General features: G+C 68.5%; 24 protein-coding genes. 13 read left to right on the top strand and 11 right to left on the bottom strand.

Going from position 1 to position 21,707, the window contains the following annotated elements; all coding sequences use genetic code 11:
* Window positions 1–184: 184 nt before the first annotated feature.
* Entirely contained in the window at window positions 185–964 is a 780-nt protein-coding gene (locus tag ABZ420_RS14205; protein WP_357121790.1) for an isoprenyl transferase, read from the top strand.
* 61 nt (window positions 965–1,025) lie between these two features.
* Window positions 1,026–1,625 carry a hypothetical protein gene (locus ABZ420_RS14200; protein ID WP_357121787.1) on the top strand — a complete coding sequence of 200 codons (600 nt, stop codon included), beginning with the start codon at window positions 1,026–1,028 and terminating at the stop codon, window positions 1,623–1,625.
* Between the two features lie 6 nt (window positions 1,626–1,631).
* Here the strand turns inward: ABZ420_RS14200 and coaA are convergent, their stop codons facing one another.
* Window positions 1,632–2,564 carry a type I pantothenate kinase gene (gene coaA / locus ABZ420_RS14195; protein WP_040869612.1) on the bottom strand — a complete coding sequence of 311 codons (933 nt, stop codon included), beginning with the start codon at window positions 2,562–2,564 and terminating at the stop codon, window positions 1,632–1,634.
* Between the two features lie 181 nt (window positions 2,565–2,745).
* Here coaA and ABZ420_RS14190 point away from each other — a divergent pair, with 181 nt between their 5' ends.
* A complete protein-coding gene (locus ABZ420_RS14190) occupies window positions 2,746–3,945 on the top strand; it encodes a DUF885 domain-containing protein (RefSeq protein ID WP_357121784.1) in 1,200 nt (399 codons plus the stop codon).
* A 182-nt stretch (window positions 3,946–4,127) separates the two neighbouring features.
* Here the strand turns inward: ABZ420_RS14190 and ABZ420_RS14185 are convergent, their stop codons facing one another.
* Together ABZ420_RS14185 and ABZ420_RS14180 are read right to left on the bottom strand one after the other, a co-directional pair.
* Window positions 4,128–4,577 (bottom strand): nitroreductase family deazaflavin-dependent oxidoreductase, encoded by a 450-nt coding sequence (locus ABZ420_RS14185; RefSeq protein WP_357121781.1) that lies wholly within the window; start codon window positions 4,575–4,577, stop codon window positions 4,128–4,130.
* A 16-nt stretch (window positions 4,578–4,593) separates the two neighbouring features.
* Entirely contained in the window at window positions 4,594–5,061 is a 468-nt protein-coding gene (locus ABZ420_RS14180; protein ID WP_040869741.1) for a PaaI family thioesterase, read from the bottom strand.
* Between the two features lie 85 nt (window positions 5,062–5,146).
* Here ABZ420_RS14180 and ABZ420_RS14175 point away from each other — a divergent pair, with 85 nt between their 5' ends.
* Together ABZ420_RS14175 and glyA are read left to right on the top strand one after the other, a co-directional pair.
* A complete protein-coding gene (locus tag ABZ420_RS14175; RefSeq protein WP_357121777.1) occupies window positions 5,147–5,725 on the top strand; it encodes a TetR/AcrR family transcriptional regulator in 579 nt (192 codons plus the stop codon).
* A 115-nt stretch (window positions 5,726–5,840) separates the two neighbouring features.
* Window positions 5,841–7,136 carry a serine hydroxymethyltransferase gene (glyA, locus tag ABZ420_RS14170; protein WP_357121774.1) on the top strand — a complete coding sequence of 432 codons (1,296 nt, stop codon included), beginning with the start codon at window positions 5,841–5,843 and terminating at the stop codon, window positions 7,134–7,136.
* A gap of 274 nt (window positions 7,137–7,410) precedes the next feature.
* Here the strand turns inward: glyA and ABZ420_RS14165 are convergent, their stop codons facing one another.
* From ABZ420_RS14165 to ABZ420_RS14145, 5 genes are all read right to left on the bottom strand, one after another.
* A complete protein-coding gene (locus tag ABZ420_RS14165; protein WP_357121772.1) occupies window positions 7,411–8,151 on the bottom strand; it encodes an ESX secretion-associated protein EspG in 741 nt (246 codons plus the stop codon).
* Complete coding sequence (locus tag ABZ420_RS14160) at window positions 8,148–9,344, bottom strand: hypothetical protein (RefSeq protein WP_357121769.1); 1,197 nt, start codon at window positions 9,342–9,344, stop codon at window positions 8,148–8,150. The genes ABZ420_RS14165 and ABZ420_RS14160 overlap by 4 nt, the downstream gene beginning before the upstream one ends.
* 18 nt (window positions 9,345–9,362) lie before the next feature.
* Window positions 9,363–9,959, bottom strand: coding sequence for a DUF3558 domain-containing protein (locus tag ABZ420_RS14155; RefSeq protein ID WP_357121767.1), 597 nt, complete (start codon window positions 9,957–9,959; stop codon window positions 9,363–9,365).
* A complete protein-coding gene (locus ABZ420_RS14150; protein WP_157172876.1) occupies window positions 9,956–10,342 on the bottom strand; it encodes a hypothetical protein in 387 nt (128 codons plus the stop codon). Before ABZ420_RS14150 ends, ABZ420_RS14155 begins: the two co-directional genes overlap by 4 nt.
* A gap of 199 nt (window positions 10,343–10,541) precedes the next feature.
* Window positions 10,542–11,738, bottom strand: a complete 1,197-nt coding sequence (locus ABZ420_RS14145; RefSeq protein WP_357121763.1) for an FAD-dependent monooxygenase — start codon at window positions 11,736–11,738, stop codon at window positions 10,542–10,544.
* A gap of 111 nt (window positions 11,739–11,849) precedes the next feature.
* Between ABZ420_RS14145 and ABZ420_RS14140 the strand changes: the two genes are divergently transcribed.
* On the top strand, window positions 11,850–12,566 hold the full coding sequence (locus tag ABZ420_RS14140; protein ID WP_357121760.1) for a TetR/AcrR family transcriptional regulator: 717 nt from the start codon (window positions 11,850–11,852) through the stop codon (window positions 12,564–12,566).
* Window positions 12,567–12,589: 23 nt separating this feature from the next.
* Window positions 12,590–13,012: a limonene-1,2-epoxide hydrolase family protein gene (locus ABZ420_RS14135; protein ID WP_357121757.1), complete on the top strand. Its 423-nt coding sequence runs from the start codon at window positions 12,590–12,592 to the stop codon at window positions 13,010–13,012.
* A 7-nt stretch (window positions 13,013–13,019) separates the two neighbouring features.
* Here the strand turns inward: ABZ420_RS14135 and ABZ420_RS14130 are convergent, their stop codons facing one another.
* On the bottom strand, window positions 13,020–13,292 hold the full coding sequence (locus ABZ420_RS14130; RefSeq protein WP_039800723.1) for a hypothetical protein: 273 nt from the start codon (window positions 13,290–13,292) through the stop codon (window positions 13,020–13,022).
* Window positions 13,293–13,378: 86 nt separating this feature from the next.
* On the opposite strand from ABZ420_RS14130, the gene ABZ420_RS14125 reads away from it, so the two are divergent.
* The 4 genes from ABZ420_RS14125 to ABZ420_RS14110 all read left to right on the top strand — a co-directional run bounded on the left by ABZ420_RS14125 (window position 13,379) and on the right by ABZ420_RS14110 (window position 17,135).
* Window positions 13,379–13,747 carry a DUF488 family protein gene (locus tag ABZ420_RS14125; protein WP_357036040.1) on the top strand — a complete coding sequence of 123 codons (369 nt, stop codon included), beginning with the start codon at window positions 13,379–13,381 and terminating at the stop codon, window positions 13,745–13,747.
* A 266-nt stretch (window positions 13,748–14,013) separates the two neighbouring features.
* Complete coding sequence (locus ABZ420_RS14120; protein ID WP_357036043.1) at window positions 14,014–15,399, top strand: PhoH family protein; 1,386 nt, start codon at window positions 14,014–14,016, stop codon at window positions 15,397–15,399.
* 189 nt (window positions 15,400–15,588) lie between these two features.
* Window positions 15,589–16,179, top strand: coding sequence for an esterase (locus tag ABZ420_RS14115; RefSeq protein WP_357121755.1), 591 nt, complete (start codon window positions 15,589–15,591; stop codon window positions 16,177–16,179).
* Window positions 16,180–16,277: 98 nt separating this feature from the next.
* Window positions 16,278–17,135 (top strand): acyl-ACP desaturase, encoded by an 858-nt coding sequence (locus ABZ420_RS14110; protein WP_357121752.1) that lies wholly within the window; start codon window positions 16,278–16,280, stop codon window positions 17,133–17,135.
* 270 nt (window positions 17,136–17,405) lie between these two features.
* On the opposite strand, the gene ABZ420_RS14105 is transcribed toward ABZ420_RS14110, so the two are convergent.
* Both ABZ420_RS14105 and glpX read right to left on the bottom strand, forming a co-directional pair.
* Window positions 17,406–18,809, bottom strand: coding sequence for a class II fumarate hydratase (locus tag ABZ420_RS14105; RefSeq protein WP_357121749.1), 1,404 nt, complete (start codon window positions 18,807–18,809; stop codon window positions 17,406–17,408).
* A 466-nt stretch (window positions 18,810–19,275) separates the two neighbouring features.
* Entirely contained in the window at window positions 19,276–20,319 is a 1,044-nt protein-coding gene (glpX, locus tag ABZ420_RS14100; RefSeq protein ID WP_357121746.1) for a class II fructose-bisphosphatase, read from the bottom strand.
* A gap of 130 nt (window positions 20,320–20,449) precedes the next feature.
* Here glpX and ABZ420_RS14095 point away from each other — a divergent pair, with 130 nt between their 5' ends.
* Together ABZ420_RS14095 and ABZ420_RS14090 are read left to right on the top strand one after the other, a co-directional pair.
* Window positions 20,450–21,016: a DUF4245 domain-containing protein gene (locus ABZ420_RS14095; RefSeq protein ID WP_357121743.1), complete on the top strand. Its 567-nt coding sequence runs from the start codon at window positions 20,450–20,452 to the stop codon at window positions 21,014–21,016.
* A gap of 189 nt (window positions 21,017–21,205) precedes the next feature.
* The gene (locus tag ABZ420_RS14090) at window positions 21,206–21,703 is read left to right on the top strand and encodes a GNAT family N-acetyltransferase (RefSeq protein WP_357121740.1); all 498 of its coding nucleotides are present in this window, start codon (window positions 21,206–21,208) and stop codon (window positions 21,701–21,703) included.
* Window positions 21,704–21,707 lie beyond the last annotated feature (4 nt).

The raw sequence follows: 21,707 nt of genomic DNA, 5'->3' as shown, positions 1-21,707 counted from the left end.
ACACGAGTACCTCCTCGAGGGGCAGCCGGACGAGTCTGTTCGGGGCCCCGCGCCGGGCCCGGTATCGACGAGCCGGCTAACCCGTCAGTAACCTACGCAACCGTAACTTGTACGCTTCCGGCCACTCTACCGGCCTATCGCGGTCGATGCCGTGATCGTGCCCCCGAGGCGTAGGGTTGCCCGCGTGGAACTTCCGAGTCAGGTGCGGGGTCTGCCGTATCGCATCTACGAGGCCCGGCTGTCCAGGCAGCTGGCCGGCAAAGAACATCCCCGCCACGTCGCGGTGATGTGTGACGGCAATCGCCGCTGGGCGCGGGAGAACGGTTTCACCGACGTCAGTCACGGCCACCGGGTCGGCGCGTTGAAGATCGCCGAGCTGGTCGGCTGGTGTGAGGCCGAGGGCATCGAGATGGTGACCGTCTACCTGCTGTCCACCGAGAACCTGCAGCGCGATCCCGACGAACTGGAAACGCTGTTCGAGGTGATCACCGATGTGGTCGAGGAGCTGTCGGCGCCGGAGCAGAACTGGAGCGTGCGCATCGTCGGCTCGCTCGACGGCTTCCCCGAGCTGATCGCCAAGCGGTTGCGCACCGCGGCCGAGCGCACCGACGGCCGCGACGGGGTGCACGTCAACGTCGCGGTCGGCTACGGAGGCAGGCAGGAGATCACCGACGCGGTGCGCTCGCTGGTCCGCCAGGAGATCGCCGCGGGCGAAACCGGCGAGGACCTGGTCCAGTCGATCACCGTGAACGCCATCGGCCAGCACCTCTACACCTCCGGTCAGCCCGACCCCGACCTGGTCATTCGCACGTCCGGCGAGCAGCGGCTGTCCGGGTTCCTGCTGTGGCAGAGCGCATACTCGGAGATATGGTTCACCGAGGCGTATTGGCCGGAGTTCCGGAGGGTGGATTTCCTGCGGGCGCTGCGCGACTTCGCCGCGCGCCATCGCCGTTTCGGCGTCTGAGTCGATCTCGGCCCGGTGAATTCGGCGCCACCTCCGCCGTTCTCGCGTACCGTGCGGTCTCATGAGCGCGTTCGGCCAACGGCCCGCCGAAGCCGTCCGGCGCGAATCGGGCGACTTCATCAGCTATGCCGATTTCGGTAGACGCTTCCTGGAGTACGCCGCCTCCGAAGAGCGCATCTCCGGCGCGTTCGCGCAGTTGACCGGCACGGCCTTCGATTTCGGCCCGATCGGCGTCGGACCGGGCCGCCTGGCCAAAGTGACCGCGGAGGTTCAGCTCGGCGCGTCCCGGCTGCGCCGTCACGGCGACGAGCCGATCGCGTTCGAGCTGATCATCCCGCTCGAGGTCGACCTGCTGCTGGACTTGACGGTCGATCGGCACCGCTTCCACGTCGAGGGCGCCGTGGACCTGCACCTGACGGTACGCACGGCCGCGCCACTGCGGGTGGTGATCGATATCGCCGAACCGCGCCCGAACGACGTGCGCGTCGATGTGGCCGCCGCCACCAAGCGCGGGCAGCTGCTGCGCATCCTCGCCAGCGTCGATCACGAGATCAAGCGTTTCGTCGCCCGCTACATCTCCGCCGAGATCCGTAAGCCGCACATCGCCGCGGTCCGCGATATCGATGTCGCCCGGCGCCTGGACGAGGCGTGGAAATTGTAAGCGGAATCACAATTTCCGTAGCCGCAGCCGGTTGATGCTGTGATCGGCGTCCTTGCGCAGCACCAGGGTGGCGCGCGGACGGGTGGGCAGAATGTTCTCCACCAGATTCGGCCGGTTGGTGTTGTTCCAGATCTCCTGCGCGGCGGCGGTGGCCTGTTCGTCGGTGAATCCGGAGTAGTGGTGGAAATGCGCGTTCGGATCGGCGAAAGCGGTGTTGCGCAGGGTGAGAAACCGTTGCACGTACCACTTCTCGATGTCCTCGATGCGCGCGTCGACGTAGATCGAGAAGTCGAACAGATCCGAGACCATCAGGCGCGGACCGGTCTGCAACACGTTCAAACCCTCCACGATCAGAATGTCGGGCTGGCGCACACAGTGCTGCTTGCCCGACACGATGTCATAGGAGATGTGCGAATAGACCGGTGCGCAGACTTCGGCCGCACCGGATTTCACCTCGGTGACGAATCGCAGCAGCTTGCGGCGGTCGTAGCTCTCCGGGAAACCCTTGCGGTGCATGATCCCGCGCCGGGTGAGTTCCGCGGTGGGATAGAGAAATCCGTCGGTGGTGACCAGGTCGACCCGCGGGTGGTGATCCCAGCGCGCCAGCAGCGCCTGCAACACGCGCGCGGTGGTCGACTTGCCCACCGCGACACTGCCCGCGACGCCGATCACGAACGGTACCTGCTGGTCGGGGTGGGTTTCGCCGAGGAAGGTCGCGGTCGCGGCGAACAGCCGCTGACGGGCGGCCACTTGCAGGTGGATGAGACGAGCGAGCGGAAGATAGACCTCCGCGACTTCCTCGAGATCGATCTGTTCCCCGAGACCGCGCAGGCCGATCAGTTCTTCCTCGGTGAGCACCAGGGGAGTCGATTTACGCAGGGTCCGCCACTGTTTCCGGTCGAATTCCACGTAGGGACTCGGCTCGCTCATTCGTGCCACTTACCCGACGCTCCATTTCGGCAAACACGCACAGTGCGGGTGCGGATCCGGTGAGATTCGGTCTAGCTGTCGCCGCATAGCCGAATTCTGCTCCGCGTCAACATCGTGGGATGAGCGGGGTACCACTACCCGTTGGTAACCGACTCGATGCCCCAGGTGTGAACCGCTAATGTCGGCTGGCATGGATGCGCATGCGCTCGTGACCGAATACTTGCGGCTCGGCCTCGCCTTCGACCGGCTGGAGGAGGGGTTCGTCGACGCCTATACCGGCGACCCAGCCCTGCGCCGCGAGGTGCAGAACGCGTCCGCGCCGCAGCCGCGTGAGCTGGCTCGCCGTGCCGCCGAGTTGCGTGCCGCGGTGCCGGAGGCCGGGCTGGCGCCGCAGCGCGCCGAATTCCTCGACGTGCACCTGCGCGCGCTGGAGTGTTCCGGGCGGAAGTTCGCCGGGGACGATATCGGGTTCGTCGAGGAGGTCAGCGCCTACTTCGACGTCGACATCGCGCCCGGCGACGTGGACGACTACCGCGACGCGCACCGGCAGATGGACGAGGTGCTCGCGGGGGACGGTCCGCTGGCCGAACGGGTGGCCGCGCACCGCAAGGCCGACGAGATCCCGCCCGAGCGTCTGCAGGCCTGCGTCGAGGCGTTCTCCGGCGCGCTGCGCGAATTGGTCCGCGCCCGATACCCGCTGCCCGACCACGAGCACGTCACCTACGAGGTGGTCGGGGACAAGCCGTGGTCCGGGTTCAACTACTACCTGGGCAACTACCACTCCCGGGTCGCGATCAATTCCGACCTGAAGCAGCACATGGCGCACCTGCCGCAGTTGATCGCGCACGAGTCCTACCCGGGGCACCACACCGAGCACTGCCGCAAGGAGGCCGGGCTGGTCGCCACCGGGCAGGCCGAGCAGACGTTGTTCCTGGTGAACACGCCGCAGTGCCTGATGGCCGAGGGGCTCGCGGATCTGGCGCTGCGCTCGATCGTCGGACCCGGCTGGGGCAAGTGGGCGCAGGAGATCTACGCGGACCTGGGGCTGCGCTTCGACGGCGAACGAGCCGAACGCCTTTCGAACGCCTCCGCCAAGCTGCTGAGCGTGCGCCAGGACGCCGCGTTGCTGCTGCACGATCGGGGGCGGTCGCACGACGAGGTGGCGGAGTTCCTGCAGAAATGGAACCTGACGACGCCCGAGCGGGCGCGCCAGTCGCTGCGCTTCCTGTCCTCGCCGCTGTGGCGGGCGTACATCTCCACCTACGTCGAGGGGTACCGACTGCTGGGCGGGTGGCTCGATCGCGCGGCCGACGCCGAGGACCGGGCCGACCGCTTCCGCAGGCTGCTCGACGAGCCGCTCACGCCGGGAGCGTTGCGCGCGGCCGCGTGAGCCGGTGTCCGGCGGGAACCGGCTGAGCGGTTATCGGATGACCGCGCAGGGCTGCCCGCCCGTCGAGACGCAGCAGCGAGAGAGTGCGCAGCAGCGCGGGGCAGGCCCTGCGGTCGCGGCTCTGGAGCGATCCCCGGCCCACGGCCGCCGCGTCCGAGACGCCGGGCCACGCGGTCACGGGTTCAGGCGCCCGCGAACGTGATACGCACCGAGATCGGGTCGCTCTCAAGGGCTTTCATGGTTCGTTCGGCGACCGCGGCCTTGACCCGCCCTTCGGCGAACGTGCGCGAGCGGGCAACCACATCGTCCTCCGGCACGAAGGCGGCCGTGCCGGTACGCCAGTGGCTGCCCTGTCGCAGCCGCACGTGCGGGTCGGCGGCGATGTTGCGGGCCCACCCGGAGCGGTAGCCGTGCTGCGAGATCAGCCACGCGCCCGTCTCGTCGATCGACGCGGTGACCGGCACCCGCCGCGGCCGACCCGATCGCGCGCCGACGGTCTCGAGTTCGGCGATCAGCGGCGACCGGACGCCGAGCCGGTCGAGCAGGCCGACGGCCGGGTTGACCAGGTAACGGCCGATCAGGCGTTCGCGCCGGAATTTGCGTACCGCGGCGCTCGGTGTTCGTGCGGCCATGGCAGTGCTCCTCGGGTCACTGTTGTGCGCGAAAGATGACGCAGGTGGTGGTCGCGTGCGCGACCAGGCGGCCCTGCTCGTCGACCACCCGTCCCTCGGCGGTCGCGGTGGTGCGCCCCACGTGGATCGTGGTGCCGGTGGCGGTGAGGCGCTGTCCGCCGGTGGGCACGGCCCGGATGTAGTTGATCTTCAGCTCCAGCGTCGTGTACCCGACGCCGGGCTCCAGTGTGGTGTGCACCGCGCAGCCCATCACCGAGTCGAGCAGCGTCGCGCAGATGCCGCCGTGGGTGGTACCGAGCGGGTTGGCGAAGTCGGGCCGGGTGCGCAGCGCGAAGACCACCTTGCCGTGTTCGAGTTCGTCGACCTCCATGCCGAGCAGATCGCCGATGAACGGTGGGCGATCCGTCCGGCTCATCGCGGTGCGCAGAAGTTCGAGACCGGACAGTCGCGCCGGGTCGACCGTGGCTTCGGACATCAATCCCATCCTTTCGATGAACCGATCGGTCCACATCTGCCATGATTGCAACATGGACCGATCGGTTCACGCAACCCTCGAGCAAGGAGTTCGCATGACCGCGGGGCCGCGCGCCAGGCTGATCGAAAGCGCCATCGAACTGGTCCGCGAGCAGGGTGTGCACGCCGCGGGCCTGGCCACCCTGCTGGAACGCAGCAACGCCTCACGCAACTCGCTCTACCAGCACTTCCCGGCGGGGAAGAGTGAGCTGGTCGAGACCGCGACCCGGGTGGCGGGCGCGCGGATCGGCGAGGTGATCGACAAGGTCACCGCCGCGCCGCCGCGCCGCTGGTTCGATTCGCTGCTCGGTTGGTGGGTGCCCGCGCTGCGGAAGACCGGCTATCGCGCCGGGTGCCCGGTCGTCGGGGCGGCGCTGGCCGAGTCCGAGCCCCGGGTGCAGGCGGCCGCGGGAGAGGTCTTCGCCGCCTGGCACGAGCGGCTCGGCGCTGCGTTGGTCTCGGCGGGCATGACCGCCGCCGACGCGCGCTCGTTCAGCAGTTTCGCGTTCAGCGCGATGGAGGGAGCCATCATCCAGGCGCGGGCCATGAAGTCCACGCAACCGCTGGAAGACGCGCAGCGGCATCTCGCGGTGCTGTTGGAGAGCTACCTCCCGGAGGACGGTGACTCCCGCTGACCGTGGGGTGGCGGCATGCGCAGGGAGTGTCACACGTCACGGCCGTACCGCCCGACGCGCCGGCGGGGTGAACCCCCTGCTCTAGGGCCGGGCCCGCGGCCCATAGACTGAGGTCGTGACGCAGACGACCGCCTCTGTCAATTCCCAGTCTCTCGGTGAGATCGATCCGGAGCTCGCTGCCGCGATGGCAGGCGAGCTCGCCCGCGAACGCGACACACTCGAGATGATCGCCTCGGAGAACTTCGTGCCGCGCGCGGTGCTGCAGGCGCAGGGCAGCGTGCTCACCAACAAGTACGCCGAGGGGTACCCGGGGCGGCGCTACTACGGCGGCTGCGAGCACGTCGACGTGGTGGAGACTCTGGCGCGCGACCGCGCCAAGGAGCTGTTCGGCGCCGAATTCGCCAACGTCCAGCCGCATTCCGGCGCGCAGGCCAACGCCGCGGTGCTGATGTCGCTGATGGACCCGGGCGACAAGCTGCTCGGCCTCGACCTCGCGCACGGCGGTCACCTGACGCACGGCATGCGCCTGAACTTCTCCGGCAAGCTCTACGAGGTGCACTCCTACGGGGTGAGCAAGGAAGACCACCGCGTCGACATGGACGAGGTGCGCGAGATCGCCCTGCAGGCGCGTCCGAAGGTGATCGTGGCGGGCTGGTCGGCCTACCCGCGTCATCAGGACTTCGCGGCGTTCCGCTCGATCGCCGACGAGGTCGGCGCGTACCTGTGGGTGGACATGGCGCACTTCGCAGGCCTGGTCGCCGCCGGTCTGCACCCCTCGCCGGTGCCCTACGCCGACGTGGTGTCCTCCACCGTGCACAAGACCCTCGGCGGTCCGCGCTCCGGCCTCATCCTGGCCAAGCAGGAGTACGCGAAAAAGCTGAACAGCGCGGTGTTCCCGGGCCAGCAGGGCGGTCCGCTCATGCACGCCATCGCCGCCAAGGCCGTCGCCTTCAAGATCGCCGCGGGCGATGAGTTCAAGAACCGTCAGGAGCGCACCCTGTCGGGCGCGAAGATCCTGGCCGAGCGGCTCACCGCCGCCGACGTCAAGGACAAGGGCGTCAGCGTGCTCACCGGCGGCACCGACGTGCACCTGGTGCTGGTCGACCTGCGCAACTCCGAACTCGACGGCCAGCAGGGCGAGGACCTGCTGCACGAGATCGGTATCACCGTGAACCGCAACGCCGTTCCGTTCGACCCGCGGCCCCCGATGGTCACCTCCGGCCTGCGGATCGGCACCGCCGCCCTGGCCACCCGCGGCTTCGGCGACACCGAGTTCGCCGAGGTCGCCGACATCATCGCGAGCGCGCTGGCCGGCAACGCCGACCTGGACGCACTGCGCGCCCGGGTGAGCAAGCTGGCGCAGGACGTTCCGCTGTACGACGGCCTCGAGGACTGGCGCCTGCTGGGCTGACGCCGGGTTCCGCGCAGCGGCGCGAGGTGAACCGCCCTGAACCGACGGCCGCTCGCTACCCACTCGGACAACCGCGAGTGGCGCAGCCGGGAGGTTCCTTTTCGGGAAATGCCGCGGCCTGTGTCGCTCGTCGCCGCTGAAGGGAGGCCTCAGCGGCGGGTGCTTCGGACGGAGGGGCGGCAGGACTCCGCCGCGGAGATTCGGCCGGAATCACGGGGCGGCTGCCGGGTATCGCCCGCTTCGCAACCGGGCTGTTCGGGGCGAGCGGTCGCGACTACCGGTCCAGACGCGCCTTGGCCCGCACGATCGACTCGTCCAGGTATCGGGTGATGTCGGCGCTGGTGCCGGGGCGGATCATCAGTGCGCGATTGGCGGGCACCTCGCAGTAGCGGCCATCGGCCGTGTCGATCCAGCGGAGGCGGCCGGTGCGCAGCGGTTCGGCGTTGCGCGGGCCGAGTAGCACGACCGCGGTCCCGCGAGTGGTACACGATTGCCGCCAGAAACGCCGGTAGCGTTCCTTGGCCTGACTGGCCGGCGCGTTTCCGAACACATCGGGGCGATCGTCGTTCAGGTCGTCGAGCAGGAAGCTCTTCTCGCCGACCGTTCCGGCCGGGGTGTCCGGCAGCAAGCGCGCCAATTCGGTGGCGAGCTGATCGGTTCGATAGCGGCGCAACCGGACTCGGCCGCCGTCCGGGCCCGGCGTCTGCACGGCGAGCACCCCGGATCCGGTGCGTGTCCCAGCGGCGACGGCGCGCAGTTCGACGCCATCGCGGGTGTTGTCGTAACCGAACAGTTCGATGCGCCAGTCGGGACCGGCGAGCGTGGTGATCGCGCTGCGCAGGGGCAGACGCTCGTCGCGGCCCAGCTCGGCGCGAAACTGCCGTTGATACTCCCGGTACTCGTGCAGGCCGGGGAACCGGCTGGTGAATCTGAACGGGAACGGCATGCGATCCAGCCCCGTGCCGAACCAGGCCGCGGCGAACTGCTCGGCCGACAGCGACCACTGCGCCGTCATTTCTCGCCCAGCGCGGGCGGCACGGTCGGCTGCACTTCGCCGAGCAACTCCTTCGCGTGTTCCTCGGTGCGCAGGTACTTCGGCGACTTGTGCTCGTCGTCGTCCGTGCGCCTGCCGCGCAGCCCCGGTGGGACCATACCCGAGTACCCCGCGCCGCCGGGCGCTGCCGGGCGTCCCACCGTGGTGGTCTGCGGATTCGCCGCCCCGGGGGTAGTGGGTTGGGCAGGGCGAGAAGTGCCCGCCCGCGCCTCGTTGTCCGCTGTGCCGGGAGTTCCGGCCGCGCCGGGCGTGCCCGGCCGGGCCGGTGTGCCGTTCGGTCTGCCGTCGAACGCGGTGGGGACGACCGCGGCGGGTGCGCTGGTAGGTGACGTCGTCGTGGACACGAACGGCGTGCCCGAGGTTGTCGTCGTCTGTGCGCTCGTAGTGGATAACGGTGCGGTTGTCGCCGTGTTCTGGCCTTGTGCGACGGCCTGTGGCGTGGTCGTTTCCGCGGTGTCCTCCGCCGTCGGCTGCACAGGCTCGTCCGAGGTGCCTTCCTGCTCCACGTCAGCGGCCGAGGGGGTGCCTTCGGATGAAGGCTCGTCACTGGAGGAAGAGGTGTCGGTGGGGCGGTCGGCGTCCACCGGCTGTGCGCCCACGTCGGAGTTCACAGCCGTACCGGTGCCCGTCTCGATCCCGGTCGGCGTCGTGGCGGCGGGACCCACCGGTGGCGGCAGCGTGGGAATGGCCGGAGCGGTCGCCCCGTAAGGCTGGATGTACTGGGTGTTCATCTCGTCGCGGGCCTGTTCCTCACGCGAGTTGCGCTGTTCGGCATTCGCCGCGCCTGCCGAGACGTCCACCAATTCCGGCACCGACGCTTTGAATTTGGCCGCCGCGTCCGCTGCGGCCGACAGTGGCAGGCTCTGCGCGCCGAGGGCCTCGCCGAGTTCGCCCACCCGCGCCGCGTAGTCCCGCACGCCGCGCACCGCGCTGTCGGCCGCCGCGCCCTCCCAGTTCTGTTCCACCGCGTTCTTGATCGCGTTCTCGAACTGCTGCCCCGCGTTCGTGACCGCCGCCGCGATGGCCGACCACGCCGCGAACGCTCCTTCGAGCCCGGCCGGATTCATCGCGTCGGCGGCCTGCTTGATCTCCGCGTGCGAGAAACTGTGCGCGTTCTCCGGATTGGTGATCGCGCGGCCGTCGGTCTGTCTCATGATCGCTTCCCCCGGTGTTCAGCTGCCCGCGGGCAGCAGTGGTGCGATTGCTCGGGCGATATCGGTGGCGTTGTCACACGGTGACAGTTTGCGTGGATGCTTGCCGCTCGGGTCATCGACGAGGATGTACAGGGAGCCTTCGTGCATCTCGACGTTGATCGTGCAGCCGCCAGGGACATCCGGTCGAGCTTCGTACCGCAACGCATTTCGGCTTCCGACGGGAAGTCCTGCGGCCGAAGGAAACTTCTCCTTCACCTGGTCGAGCGTCCCGTTTGTTGTTTGGATCGTGAAGCTGTAGCCGGCTCGCGCCACATACCGGCAGCCTTTCCAGCTGATGCCGCCGGTGCTGTTCTGCTTCGGTGCGGGCGGCAGCGCGTCCCACTGATGCTCGGCCAAGAACTGCGGCGTCAGGGCGGTGCAGGGATCGAACGCTGTCCGCGGGGCCGCCTCGACGCTCGAGCTTGCCCCGGTGCCCGGACCATTCGCCCCCGTCGTCGATGTCGGCGGTTCCGATGACGTTGTCTCGCCGTCGCAACCGGTGAGCAGAACAGTCAGCAGGGAGGCGGCGACGAAACTCGCCCTGGGCCGACGATGTATGTATCCACGGCCGTTCATACGCGGAGTTCCCGCATCTTCGCTGCGAACTCGCTGTCGGTGCGTTGATAGGCGTCGCTGATCGCCTTGAACATGGCCCGGATTTCCTCCGCGACTGCGAGGTACTCGTTCAGAGTGTCGTAGGCGTTGTTCGGGCCGCCGAACCCTTTCTCCCGGAACAGCCGGACCAGTTCTGCCGCCGACGACAGACGCGGATTGTCCTCACCCAATCCCCACTGCGTCTGCTCGCCGAGTTCACGAGCATCCGCACGGGCGCCGGTGAGCTGGTCGATCAACTCCTGGCACGCCTGGTCGATCTCCACGAACCCTTGCGGGTCCATCCGTACCCGCAGCGCCCCGGTTTTCGCAGCTTCGATGTACCCGGGAAACGGGCTGTCCGCCATCGCCGCCCCTTCCGTCAGTGCCGTCTGACCTTATAGACGCGTCCCGCCGCACTCCGGTTCCATCGAAACACAGCCGACTTCTCGGTGCGTCCCGTCGTGCCGCTCGTCGTCGGCGGCGCGACGGTTCCGAACTGGGAGGTTGTGCCGAATCCCGATGGGCGCGGCCGATCCGATCGTTGTCAAGGCCGCTGACGAATGCTCAGCGCGCGTTCGCCGCATCGACCAGTGCGGGGTAGTCCTTCAGATCGATGTCGTTGGCGGCGTTGTCACTGTATTTCGTCATCAGCGCGAACAGCCGGGAACCGAGGAACCAGTTGCGCATGCTGATGCCGCGCGCGGTCTTGGGCGCGAGGAAACGTCCGGCGTTGCTGTTGCCCGCGATCTTCGCGTAGCGCTTCATGATCTCGTCGTAGCGGGTGAACGCCACGGTGTGATCGCCGTCGGCCGTCGCCAATTCGCCCGCGATGACGTACGCGCCGACGACGGCGAGCCCGGTGCCGAAGCCTCCGAGCGTGTTCCCGTATCCGGAGTCGCCGACCAGCGCGACACGTCCCTTGGTGTATCCGTGCGGCATACGCACCTGGCTGATCGTGTCCATGTAGAAGTCGTCGAATCCGGCCAGCTCGCTGAGCATCCGCGGTACTTCCCAGCCCACCTCGGCGTAGGTCTCCGCGAGGATGCGGCGCTGGGCCGCGCTGTCGTCCCGGCCGTAGTCGAGTTCGGGGGAGGCGAACATGTACATCTGCTGTGCCTTCGGTCCGCCGCTGATCGCGAGTCGTCCGGGAGCGTTGTGGGCGTGCGCGGTAACCCGTTCGCGTGGTCCGGTGGTCCTGCCGCTCCATGGGCTGGCGCCCGCGACGGCGTAGTGGTAACCCAGGTATTTCACGAAGTCGCGCTCGGGGCCGAACGCCAGCCTGCGGACCCGCGAGTGGATGCCGTCGGCGCCGAAGACGAGGTCGAAGGTGCGGGCGTCCGCGTGCTCGAACTCGACGTAGACGCCGTCCGCGTTCTCGGTGAGTGCGGTGATCGAATCGCCGAACAGGTATTCGCAGTGGTCGGCCGTGCGCCGGTAAAAGATCTCGGACAGGTCGCCGCGCAGGATCTCGACGTCGCCGCCGGTGAATTCGCCCGACATCAGGGCCAGCCGGGTGCCCTGCTCGTCCACGAACACGGTGTCGGTGGTGCCCGTCCTGCGTTGCTCGATGTCCTCCAGCACGCCCATCCGCTCCAGCACCGTGCGGTGGGTACGGCCCTTGAAGTCGATCGCCTGGCCCCCGGGACGCAGCGCCGGAGCGCGCTCCACCACGGTGACCGCGAACCCGTAGCGGTGCAGCCAGTAGGCCAGGGCGGGGCCGGCGACGCTGGCGCCGGAGATGAGAACGGTGGTGTTGCGCATGATGAGCTCCCGTCAGAATCTGTGTCCAATGGAAACTGTATCCGTAGGACTCGAATAAGAGTATGGTGGACACAGTTTCACGTCAAGACGTTCTCCGGAAGGATTTCGGGCATGCCGACACCGACCGCACTCGAATTGCTCTGGGGCACCGGTCAGCGCCCCAAGCGGGGCCCCAAACCAGCGCTGTCCTTGGAGCGGATCGTCGCGGAGGCCATCGAGCTGGCCGACGCCGAAGGGCTGGGGCACCTGTCCATGCAGCGGCTGGCCGAGCGGCTCGGGTTCACGAAGATGTCGCTGTACCGCTACGTGCCGGGCAAGGCCGAGCTCGTCGCGCTGATGCTGGACACGGCGCTGGGCGCGCCGCCGGAGATGAGCGCGGGCGCGGAGTCGTCGCAGGACGCTTGGCGGGATCTGCTGGCCGTGTGGTGCGAGACGATCTACGAACGCTTCCGCGATCATCCCTGGTCGCTGGAGGCGTTGGTGGGCATGCGGCCGATCGGTCCGAACGAGCTGGCCTGGATGGAAGCCGCGCTGGGCGCGCTCGCCGGGACCGGGCTCACCACCGCCGAACGTCTGGACACCATCGTTCTGCTGACCGGGCACGCCCGCAGCCTGGCGCAGCAGGTGCGGATGGCGGACGCCGAGGAGTTCGAGAAACAGATCGCGGGGCAGTTCGCCGAGATGGTGGCGGCCGCTGCCGAACGATACCCGGCCGCGGCCGCCGCGTTCGCCGAGGAAGGCGCGGTCGCGGGAGGCGCGGGTGCGCTGAGATTCGGCATCGCGCGCATTCTGGACGGACTGGCCGTGCTCATCGCGCGCCGAGGATGACCGGCGCGGCCTACGCTCGGATCATGACCGACGAACCCGACCTGAGACAGGACTCGATCACCACCGTGCGGGAGTTCTTCGCCGCGCTGGAGATGGGCGCCTCCGAGGAGGCGATCGGCCTGCTGCACCCGGACATCGTCTGGAAGAACACCTCGCTGCCCGACCTGCGCGGCATTCGCCGGGTCGGCGGCGTGCTGCGCGGCCTGAGCCGCGACTCGATCGGCTTCGGGGTGGACCTGCACCACATCGCGGCCGACGGCGACGTCGTGCTCACCGACCGCACCGATTACCTGCGCTTCGGGCCGGTGCGGGTCGGTTTCTGGGTCACCGGCACGTTCGAACTGCGCGACGGCCGAATCATCCTGTGGCACGACCACTTCAGCTGGGGGAACTTCCTGCGCGGCACCGCCACCGGCCTCTGGCGGGCCGCGCTGACCCGCGGCTGACCCGCCCTCAGGAGTGCTGGGCCAAGTAGTCCAGGTAGACCGGCCGCAACACCTCGGCGACCGCGCCGTCACCCGCGTGGACGTAGTCGTCGAGCATGGGCAGCACGTACTTGATGTCCGCCTCGCTCTCGCCGACATTGCCCGCGGCGGCTTCCGCCGCCGGGATCGACGTGAGCAACCGCCACAGGAACTTCACATCACCGCGTCGCACGGCGAGCTTCATCGCCCGGTCGTGCAGCTCCTTCGACGACAGCTTCTCCAAATCCTCGTTACCGGACATACCAGCGACTCTATCCGTCGAATCGGCCGACAGCGACGGCGTGGCGAATCCCGTAGCCGCTCGGACCGCGTGCTGCGATGACTGCTATGACCCCGCAACCGCAGCCCGGCTTCCGCGTCAAGCGCGTCTACGACAGCCCCGACCCGGACGACGGCGCCCGGGTGCTGGTCGATCGGCTCTGGCCGAGGGGTATCACCAAAGCGCAAGCGCGGGTCGATCGCTGGCCCAAGGACCTCACCCCGTCCACCGAGTTGCGGCGCTGGTTCCACGCGGACCGGGACGCGCGGGGCGCGGAATTCGCCCGCCGCTACCGTGCCGAACTCGCCGCGCCGGAAGTTCAGCAAGATTTGCGGGATTTGCGGGAGCTGGCCGCCGAAGGTCCGGTCACATTGCTCACGGCCGTACAGGATCCGGCGCACAGCCATGTTCCGGTGCTGCTGGACGTGCTGCGGTGAATAGCCGCGACGTGCTGGTTTACGACATGTTCACGGACACGCCTCCCGGTCCCCGAGCGCGGACATGGTAATCGGAGGTAGCGTCGGGTGTGCGGGCCGCGGCGGTGTGGCTCGTACGGGAGGTCCTGACCGTGACTGAGCTACTCAGTACGAGGGGGCCGGGACCCGGCCCTCGTGGCACCTGACGGCAACGTCGGGTCCATCAGGACGGACCGGTCCAGCGAGATCGTTCGTGCGACTGCCGCGCGAACACAGAGGAGCCCACCGTGACTGCTGCACGCTCCGTTTCCGCTCCCTCGGCGAACTCCAGCTCCGCGAAAGGCGGAGCCGCCGCGAAGGGGGCCCGCCCCTCGCAATCAGCCGGCACAACCTTCGTCATCGACACGTCCGTCCTGCTGTCGGATCCTTGGTCCTTCACGCGGTTCGGCGAACACGACGTGGTATTACCCCTGGTGGTCATCAGTGAACTCGAAGCCAAAAGGCACCATCACGAACTGGGCTGGTTCGCGCGAGAAGCCCTGCGCAATCTGGACGATCTGCGCCTGCAGTACGGCAGGCTCGATCAGCAGGTGCCGATCGGCACCGAGGGCGGCACGTTGCAGGTGGAACTGAACCACACCGATCCCGCGGTCCTTCCGGTCGGCTTCCGCACCGACACCAACGACTCCCGGATCCTGGCCTGTGCGCTCAACCTCGCGGCCGAGGGCCGCGAAGTGGTGTTGGTGTCCAAGGACATCCCGCTGCGGGTGAAGGCCAGTGCGGTGGGTTTGCACGCCGACGAGTACCACGCCCAGGACGTGGTGACCTCCGGCTGGTCCGGCATGGTGGAACTCGATGTAAGCACCGCGCGCATCGATCAGCTCTACGCCGAATCGGTGATCGATCTGGACGAAGCGCGAGAGCTGCCCTGCCACACCGGCGTTCGGTTGCTCGGCGTCAGCTCCAGTGCGCTGGGGCGGGTCACGCCGGACAAGCGGGTGCAGCTGGTGCGCGAACGCGAGGCGTTCGGGTTGCACGGCCGTTCCGCCGAGCAGCGCATCGCGCTCGACCTGCTGCTGGACGAGAGCGTCGGCATCGTCTCGCTGGGTGGCCGAGCGGGTACGGGCAAGTCGGCGCTGGCGTTGACCGCGGGCCTGGAGGCGGTGCTGGAACGGCGGACGCAGCGCAAGGTGGTCGTCTTCCGTCCGCTCTACGCGGTGGGCGGCCAGGAGCTGGGCTATCTGCCCGGCACCGAGAGCGAGAAGATGGGCCCCTGGGCCCAAGCGGTCTTCGACACGCTCGACGGTCTGGCCAGCCGCGAGGTGATGGAGGAGGTGCTCAGCCGCGACATGCTGGAGGTGTTGCCGCTGACCCACATTCGCGGGCGGTCGCTGCACGACTCCTTCGTGATCGTGGACGAGGCCCAGTCGCTGGAGCGGAACGTGCTGCTCACGGTGCTCAGCCGCCTGGGAACCGGCTCGCGGGTGGTGCTCACCCACGACGTGGCCCAGCGCGACAACCTGCGTGTCGGCAGGCACGACGGTGTCGCGGCGGTGGTCGAGAAGCTGAAAGGTCACCCGCTTTTCGCGCACATCACGCTGACCCGTAGCGAGCGCTCGCCGATCGCGGCGCTGGTCACCGAGATGCTGGAGGAGTACGGCCCGAACGCCTGATCCCGCACGGCCCTCTCGCGCTGTGTTTCACGGCATATCCGGTGGGTATCATCCGCCGCGATAGCTGTTCGGTATGACCCGGTGACCGTCTGTCGGTCACCGGGTCATCGCCTGACAATCGGCCGAGGCTACGCGCGGCGCCGTCACGGAGTGCGCGGTGTGCCGGTAGCCCACAGCGAGAGGATGGACATGCACCACTTCGCTCGACGAACGGCTGGATTCACCGCAGTGCTCGCCGCGGCAGGGCTGGTCTTGGCCGCCTGCGGCGATGACGACAAAGGCGACAGCGCCAAGACCGGTATGGCCAGCATGACCGGAATGGTCACCTCGGCGCTGAGTCCCGGCACCAGCGCCGGGGCCACCACAACACGCGCGGAAGGGAGCGCGACGACCACCACGGGCACGGCCGCGGCCGAGGGAACCAAGATCCCCACACCCGGCGGTGAGATCAGCGTCGACGGCGACATCTACAAGAAGTATGTGCAGCTCGGCGGCCCCACCGGCACGCTCGGCCTCCCGCTGGAAGTCGAGGAGAAGGCCCCCGAGGACGGGGAGTACCAGGATTTCGCGGGCGGCACGATCTACGAGGCCAAGGACGGCGAACCGCACATCGTCTGGGGTGAGATCCGCAAGGCGTGGGAAGACAACGGCGGCGCGCAGGGCAAGCTCGGTTACCCGGTCAGCGACGAGAAGGACATTCCCGGCGGCAAGCAGAGCGATTTCACCGGCGGCACCATCACCTGGGTGGACGGTACTATCACGGTCACGCCGAAGTCGTAACCTGGGTATTCGGCGTCCGGGACCGCGGTGCGGTCCCGGTTGCCCGCCAATCCATCCATCCGCCCCCGCCACGCGGGCCAAGCCGCTAGGTTATCTCGGTGCAAACTCTCCTGACCGATCGCGAATTGCTCGAATCGCTCGCGGTGGACGTAGAACTGCTGCTGCGTAAGCACATCGATGTCGCCGACGGGTGGCAGCCACACGACCTCGTCCCGTGGGACGACGGTCGCAACTTCGCCTTCCTCGGCGGTACCGACTGGGCGCCGGAGCAGTCCGAGCTCAGCGAAACCGCCAAGCTGGCGCTGACCGTCTCGGTGCTGATCGCCGACAACCTGCCCTCCTACCACCGGGAGATCGGCAAGTACCTGCGCACCGGCGCGTGGTGGCGCTGGGTCGGCCGCTGGACGGCCGAGGAGAACCGCCACGAGATCACCATCCGCAACTACCTCATGGTGACCAGGGCCGTCGACCCGGTCGAACTGGAGCGGTTGCGCATGGAGCACATGACCAAGGGCTTCCGCCGCCCGGCGATGCACTTGCTGGACGTGCTGGCCAACTGCGCGTTCGAGGAGGCCGCCAGCGCGGTCCGGCATCGCAACACCGCGGCTCTCGGCGAGAACCCCCTGGTCACCGCCATCGCCGAGCGCATCGCGCTGGACGACGAACTGCAATCGGTGTTCTTCGCCGACCTGGTCGCCGCCGCCCTGGATCTGGCGCCCGACCAGACCGTGCGGGCCATCGCCGACCGGGTCGCCGGTTTCGAGGTCCCCACGGTGACGCTGCCGAACGGCCGCAGCAGCGACGAGGTGCTCGCCGAGGCGGGTATCTACGACCGCGCCAAGGAGGACGAGCTGGTCTTCGCCCCGTTGCTGCGGCGGTGGAACATCTTCACCCGCACCGACCTGGGCCCGGACGGCGAGCTGGCGCGCGAGGAACTCTCGCGCCTGCGCGACTGACCCGCCGTCCTCGGGTCACGGGCGCTTCCTTCCGCGTCTCGCGGTCGGGTCGCCCGGTCGGAGTTCGAGACGTTTCCAGTCGAACGCCACCTCGGCAAACCCCCGGTTTCCGAGGTGGCGTTCGTTTCGGCGCGGCTTTCCTACGTCAGGACGCAAGCATCCTCCGCGCGTCGCGCTGCTGTTCAGGGGTGGCGAAGAGGCAGGACGTCGGTTCCTCGCCTGTGGTGCTCGACCAAGGTTCCGCCTCGTGCGGCGACGAAGCCGGTCTCGTCAGTCCTGATCTCGAACCTTCGCCATGGCCAGCACGTCGAGGCGGCGGTCGAGTTCCTCCTCGGTCAGCTTCTCGTCCAGCAAGCCGCGATCGATGACGGTCTGGCGGATGGTCTTCTTCTCCCGCAGCGCTTCCTTCGCGACCGCGGCCGCCTCCTCGTAGCCGATCGCGGAGTTCAGCGGCGTGACGATCGAGGGGGAGGACTCCGCGAGCATGCGCAGGTGCTCGACATTGGCGACCAGGCCGCGCACGCACTTGTCCGCGAACAGGCGGGAGACGTTGGCCAGCAGGCGAATCGACTCCAGCAAGTTGCGCGCCATCACCGGGATGTACACGTTCAGTTCGAACGCGCCGTTCGCGCCTGCGAAGGCGACCGCGGCGTCGTTGCCGATCACCTGCGCGCCGACCTGGGTCACCGCCTCGGGGAGCACCGGGTTGACCTTGCCGGGCATGATCGAGCTGCCCGGTTGCAGATCCGGCAGTTGGAGCTCGGCCAGTCCGGTGAGCGGACCCGAACCCATCCAGCGGATGTCGTTGGCGATCTTGGTCAGGCTCACCGCGATCGTGCGGAGCGCGCCGGATGCCTCGACCAGCCCGTCGCGCGCGGCCTGCGCCTCGAAGTGGTCCTCGGCCTCGCGCAACGCGTCGATGCCGGTGGCGCGCACGAGTTCCGCGACGACCTTCGCGCCGAAGCCCTCCGGCGCGTTCAGTCCGGTGCCGACCGCCGTACCGCCGATCGGCAACTCGCCGAGCCGCGGCAGCGTCGCCATGATTCGGTCGATGCCCGCCGCGACCTGGCGGGTGTAGCCGCCGAACTCCTGGCCGAGGGTCACCGGGACGGCGTCCATCAGGTGCGTGCGACCGGACTTCACCACGGTGCGCCACTCCGTCGACTTGTCCAGCAGCGCCAGCCGCAGATGCTCCAGCGCGGGAACCAGGTCGGTGATGACCGCTTCGGTGGCGGCGAGATGCGTTGCGGTGGGGAAGGTGTCGTTGGACGACTGGGACATGTTCACGTCGTCGTTCGGGTGGACCGTGACGCCGTTGGCCTTGGCCAGCGAGGCGATCACCTCGTTGGCGTTCATGTTCGAGCTGGTACCGGAACCGGTTTGGAAGACGTCGATCGGGAACTGGTCGTCGTGCCTGCCCTCGGCGATCTCGTTCGCCGCGGCGATGATCGCATCGGCCTTCGCGGGATCGAGCAGACCCAGGTCACGGTTCACCGTGGCACACGCGGCCTTCAGCAGGCCGAGCGCGCGAATCTGAGCCCGCTCCAAGCCACGTCCGCTGATCGGGAAGTTCTCCACGGCCCGCTGGGTCTGCGCCCGCCACAAAGCGTCCACCGGAACCCGGACCTCGCCCATGGTGTCGTGCTCGATGCGGTACTGCGTCTCCTCGCTCATGATCCCGACCCTATGCCGCGGCCGCTGCCCATGGGGCAGCCACGCCTGAGGTCATTCGCACACCTCGGCAGGCATGCGCCGGGGAATACGAGCCGTTCGCTCGGTGGGTGCCACACGACCCCCGGGTGGCGGCGGCCGAGCATGAAGTTGCATCCGCCTCGACCCGGGTCTGACACACTATCGCTGCGGAAAGCCGCACCACCCGGCCACCGGCGCCACGGCGCGCCACGGTGGAAAGCGACCGAGGCGCCATGAACGGCGCACTTCGGGGCGCGGTCCCCCCCACATTGCGGAACCACTCACCCCAGCTCCCGGTTCCGAGCGAAGCGAGACCGAGCATGTTCCGTTCGCGGCCCGGCTCGCGTTTGCGTGGCCACCGCGTCCGCGAGGAAGTCGCCGGCGGTGGTCACGCAAACGCGAGCCACAAAGGGGCCGCGAACACGCAGCGCCGCAGGCGCTGAAAAAATTACGGCAGCGGCGGGACCGCGTGTTCGTCGCCGATGAAATCGACCGAGGAGTATTCGCGCAGCTTGGTCAGGCGGTGGTAGGCGTCGATCATGCGGACCGTGCCGGACTTCGAGCGCATGACGATCGACTGGGTGGAGGCGCCGCCGCCGTAGTAGCGCACGCCGCGCAGCAGGTCACCGTCGGTGACGCCGGTGGCGCAGAAGAAGACGTTCTCGCCGGAGACGAGGTCCTCGGTGGTCAGGACCCGGTCGAGGTCGTGGCCCGCGTCGATGGCCTTCTGCCGTTCCTCGTCGTCCTTCGGCGCGAGCATGCCCTGCAATTCACCGCCCATACAGCGGATCGCGGCGGCGGCGATGATGCCCTCGGGCGTCCCGCCGATGCCGACCAGGATGTCGGTGCCGGATTCCGGGCGGGCGGCCGCGATCGCGCCGGCGACGTCGCCGTCGGAGATCAGGCGGATGCGGGCGCCCGCGTCACGCACCTGCTGGATCAGCTCGGTGTGCCGGGGGCGGTCCAGGATGCAGACGGTCAGGTCGGACTTCGAGGAGTTCTTGGCCTTGGCGACCCGGCTGATGTTCTCGCCGATCGGGGCCGAGATATCGATCACATCGGCGGCATCGGGGCCGACGGCGATCTTGTGCATGTAGAACACTGCGGACGGATCGAACATGGCGCCGCGCTCGGCCACCGCGAGCACCGAGATCGCGCCGGGCACGCCCTTGGACATCAGCGTGGTGCCGTCGATCGGATCCACCGCGAAGTCCACGTCGGGGCCGGTGCCGTCGCCGACGGCCTCGCCGTTGTACAGCATGGGCGCCTCGTCCTTCTCGCCCTCGCCGATGACGACGATGCCGCGCATGGACACCGAGCTGACCAGCTGCCGCATGGCGTCGACGGCGGCGCCGTCGCCCCCTTCCTTGTCGCCGCGTCCGACCCACCGGCCCGCGGCCATCGCCCCGGCCTCGGTCACGCGGACCAGCTCGAGTGCGAGGTTGCGGTCGGGCGCCTCGCGGCGGCTAGGTGTGGGAGAAGTTGCCGTCATTGCGGGGTGCCTCCTGTGCGTCGGTACGTACCGGTCAATTGTCTCATTCGATGTGGCACGGGCGTACACCCCTGCTCGGCGGCGTCGGGGTGCGCGGGGCGGCGTCGCCGTCCGAGTGGATACTGGGAGCGTGTCGTACCAAAAGCCACGCATCCTGAACGACTACCGGGATCTGTTCTGGTCGCTGATCCCGTTGGTGTTGATCGCGCTGGTTTTCGCGGGCCTGGCCAGCCAGTGCAGTTTCGCGGCGAACGGTCCGACGCAGGGGCAGATCCCGCACTTCGACGCGCGGGCGGCGCTCACCGCCGACGCTCGATCCCTGCCGTTCCCGATCCGCAACCCGGACCTGCCCGTGGAATGGACGCCGAATTCCGGCAGCCGCGAGTCCATCGGCGGCAATGGCGGCGGACCGGTCAGCACGGTCGGCTACATCACGCCGCAGGGCACCTACATGCGTTTCAGCCAGAGCAACGCCACCGAGGAGGCGCTGGCCCGGTTCGTGCTCGGGTCCCGATATGCCAGCGGTACCGAGCAGGTCGGCGCGCAGAAGTGGATCGTCTACGCCGAGCAGGGCTCGGAGACCGCGTGGATCACCGACCTCGGCCAGTCCCGCGTGCTGATCACCGGCGCGGGCAATCAAGCGGCGTTCACCACGCTTGCCCAGGCGATCGCCGCGGCGCAACCACTGAAGCCCTGAAACACGCTTGCCTTCCGCCGTGCGCGCCCGTTAGGTTCACCGCGGTGCGAGACACGTGCCGAACCGGATCTCGGAGGTCGATGAATATGGCTGCCCCCAGCTGTATTCCGCATGCCCTTCGCCGGTTCGCGCGCCCCTGATTCTTTCGCAGACGCGAACCGGTCTCTTCTCGATGACCAGGAGTGTCACGTGTCTGTTCTCCTTTCCTCCGATCTGCTCACCGAACGCCTGATCCTGCGGTTGTGGACCGCCGATGCGGCGGCCGCCGTGCTCGACGACCGGCGTCGGGCCGCGTGGGCGGCGGATTTCCCGGCCGAGGGTGATCGCGTCATCGCCGGCCTGCTCGCCGAGCATTCGGACTGGCTCGGATCCTTCGGGCACCGGCTGATCGTCGAACGATCGAGTGGGCTCGTCATCGGATCGATCGGGCTGTTCTGGCCGCCCGCCGCCGGTGAGCTGGAGATCGGGTACGGCATCGTCGCCTCGCGGCGCGGTCGTGGTTACGCGACCGAGGCCACCGCCGCGCTGACAGCGCACGCGTTCACCGCGCCGGGCGTCCGCGTGGTGCGCGCCGACGTGGAGCTGTCCAATCCGCCGTCGGTGCGTGTGCTGGAGAAAGCCGGGTTCGAGCAGGTGAGCAGCGCTGACGGCGTCGCGCGGTTCCGGGTAGTGGCCGCACCGCGGTAAGCGC

It is taken from the genome of Nocardia sp. NPDC005745, assembly GCF_040630775.1.
Lineage (GTDB): Bacteria > Actinomycetota > Actinomycetes > Mycobacteriales > Mycobacteriaceae > Nocardia.
Note: the sequence above shows the minus strand (reverse complement) of the source record. Positions and strands in the feature narration are given on the sequence as shown.

Coding starts and splice junctions, on each gene's coding strand:
- glpX (WP_357121746.1), bottom strand. CDS start 20,319: ATGACGGCAACTTCTCCCACACCTAGCCGCCGCGAGGCGCCCGACCGC.
- ABZ420_RS14150 (WP_157172876.1), bottom strand. CDS start 10,342: ATGGCGGACAGCCCGTTTCCCGGGTACATCGAAGCTGCGAAAACCGGG.
- ABZ420_RS14115 (WP_357121755.1), top strand. CDS start 15,589: ATGCACCACTTCGCTCGACGAACGGCTGGATTCACCGCAGTGCTCGCC.
- ABZ420_RS14125 (WP_357036040.1), top strand. CDS start 13,379: ATGACCCCGCAACCGCAGCCCGGCTTCCGCGTCAAGCGCGTCTACGAC.
- ABZ420_RS14155 (WP_357121767.1), bottom strand. CDS start 9,959: ATGAACGGCCGTGGATACATACATCGTCGGCCCAGGGCGAGTTTCGTC.
- ABZ420_RS14130 (WP_039800723.1), bottom strand. CDS start 13,292: ATGTCCGGTAACGAGGATTTGGAGAAGCTGTCGTCGAAGGAGCTGCAC.
- ABZ420_RS14160 (WP_357121769.1), bottom strand. CDS start 9,344: ATGAGACAGACCGACGGCCGCGCGATCACCAATCCGGAGAACGCGCAC.
- ABZ420_RS14200 (WP_357121787.1), top strand. CDS start 1,026: ATGAGCGCGTTCGGCCAACGGCCCGCCGAAGCCGTCCGGCGCGAATCG.
- ABZ420_RS14145 (WP_357121763.1), bottom strand. CDS start 11,738: ATGCGCAACACCACCGTTCTCATCTCCGGCGCCAGCGTCGCCGGCCCC.
- ABZ420_RS14175 (WP_357121777.1), top strand. CDS start 5,147: ATGACCGCGGGGCCGCGCGCCAGGCTGATCGAAAGCGCCATCGAACTG.
- ABZ420_RS14135 (WP_357121757.1), top strand. CDS start 12,590: ATGACCGACGAACCCGACCTGAGACAGGACTCGATCACCACCGTGCGG.
- ABZ420_RS14190 (WP_357121784.1), top strand. CDS start 2,746: ATGGATGCGCATGCGCTCGTGACCGAATACTTGCGGCTCGGCCTCGCC.
- ABZ420_RS14165 (WP_357121772.1), bottom strand. CDS start 8,151: ATGACGGCGCAGTGGTCGCTGTCGGCCGAGCAGTTCGCCGCGGCCTGG.
- ABZ420_RS14140 (WP_357121760.1), top strand. CDS start 11,850: ATGCCGACACCGACCGCACTCGAATTGCTCTGGGGCACCGGTCAGCGC.
- ABZ420_RS14180 (WP_040869741.1), bottom strand. CDS start 5,061: ATGGGATTGATGTCCGAAGCCACGGTCGACCCGGCGCGACTGTCCGGT.
- ABZ420_RS14185 (WP_357121781.1), bottom strand. CDS start 4,577: ATGGCCGCACGAACACCGAGCGCCGCGGTACGCAAATTCCGGCGCGAA.
- ABZ420_RS14105 (WP_357121749.1), bottom strand. CDS start 18,809: ATGAGCGAGGAGACGCAGTACCGCATCGAGCACGACACCATGGGCGAG.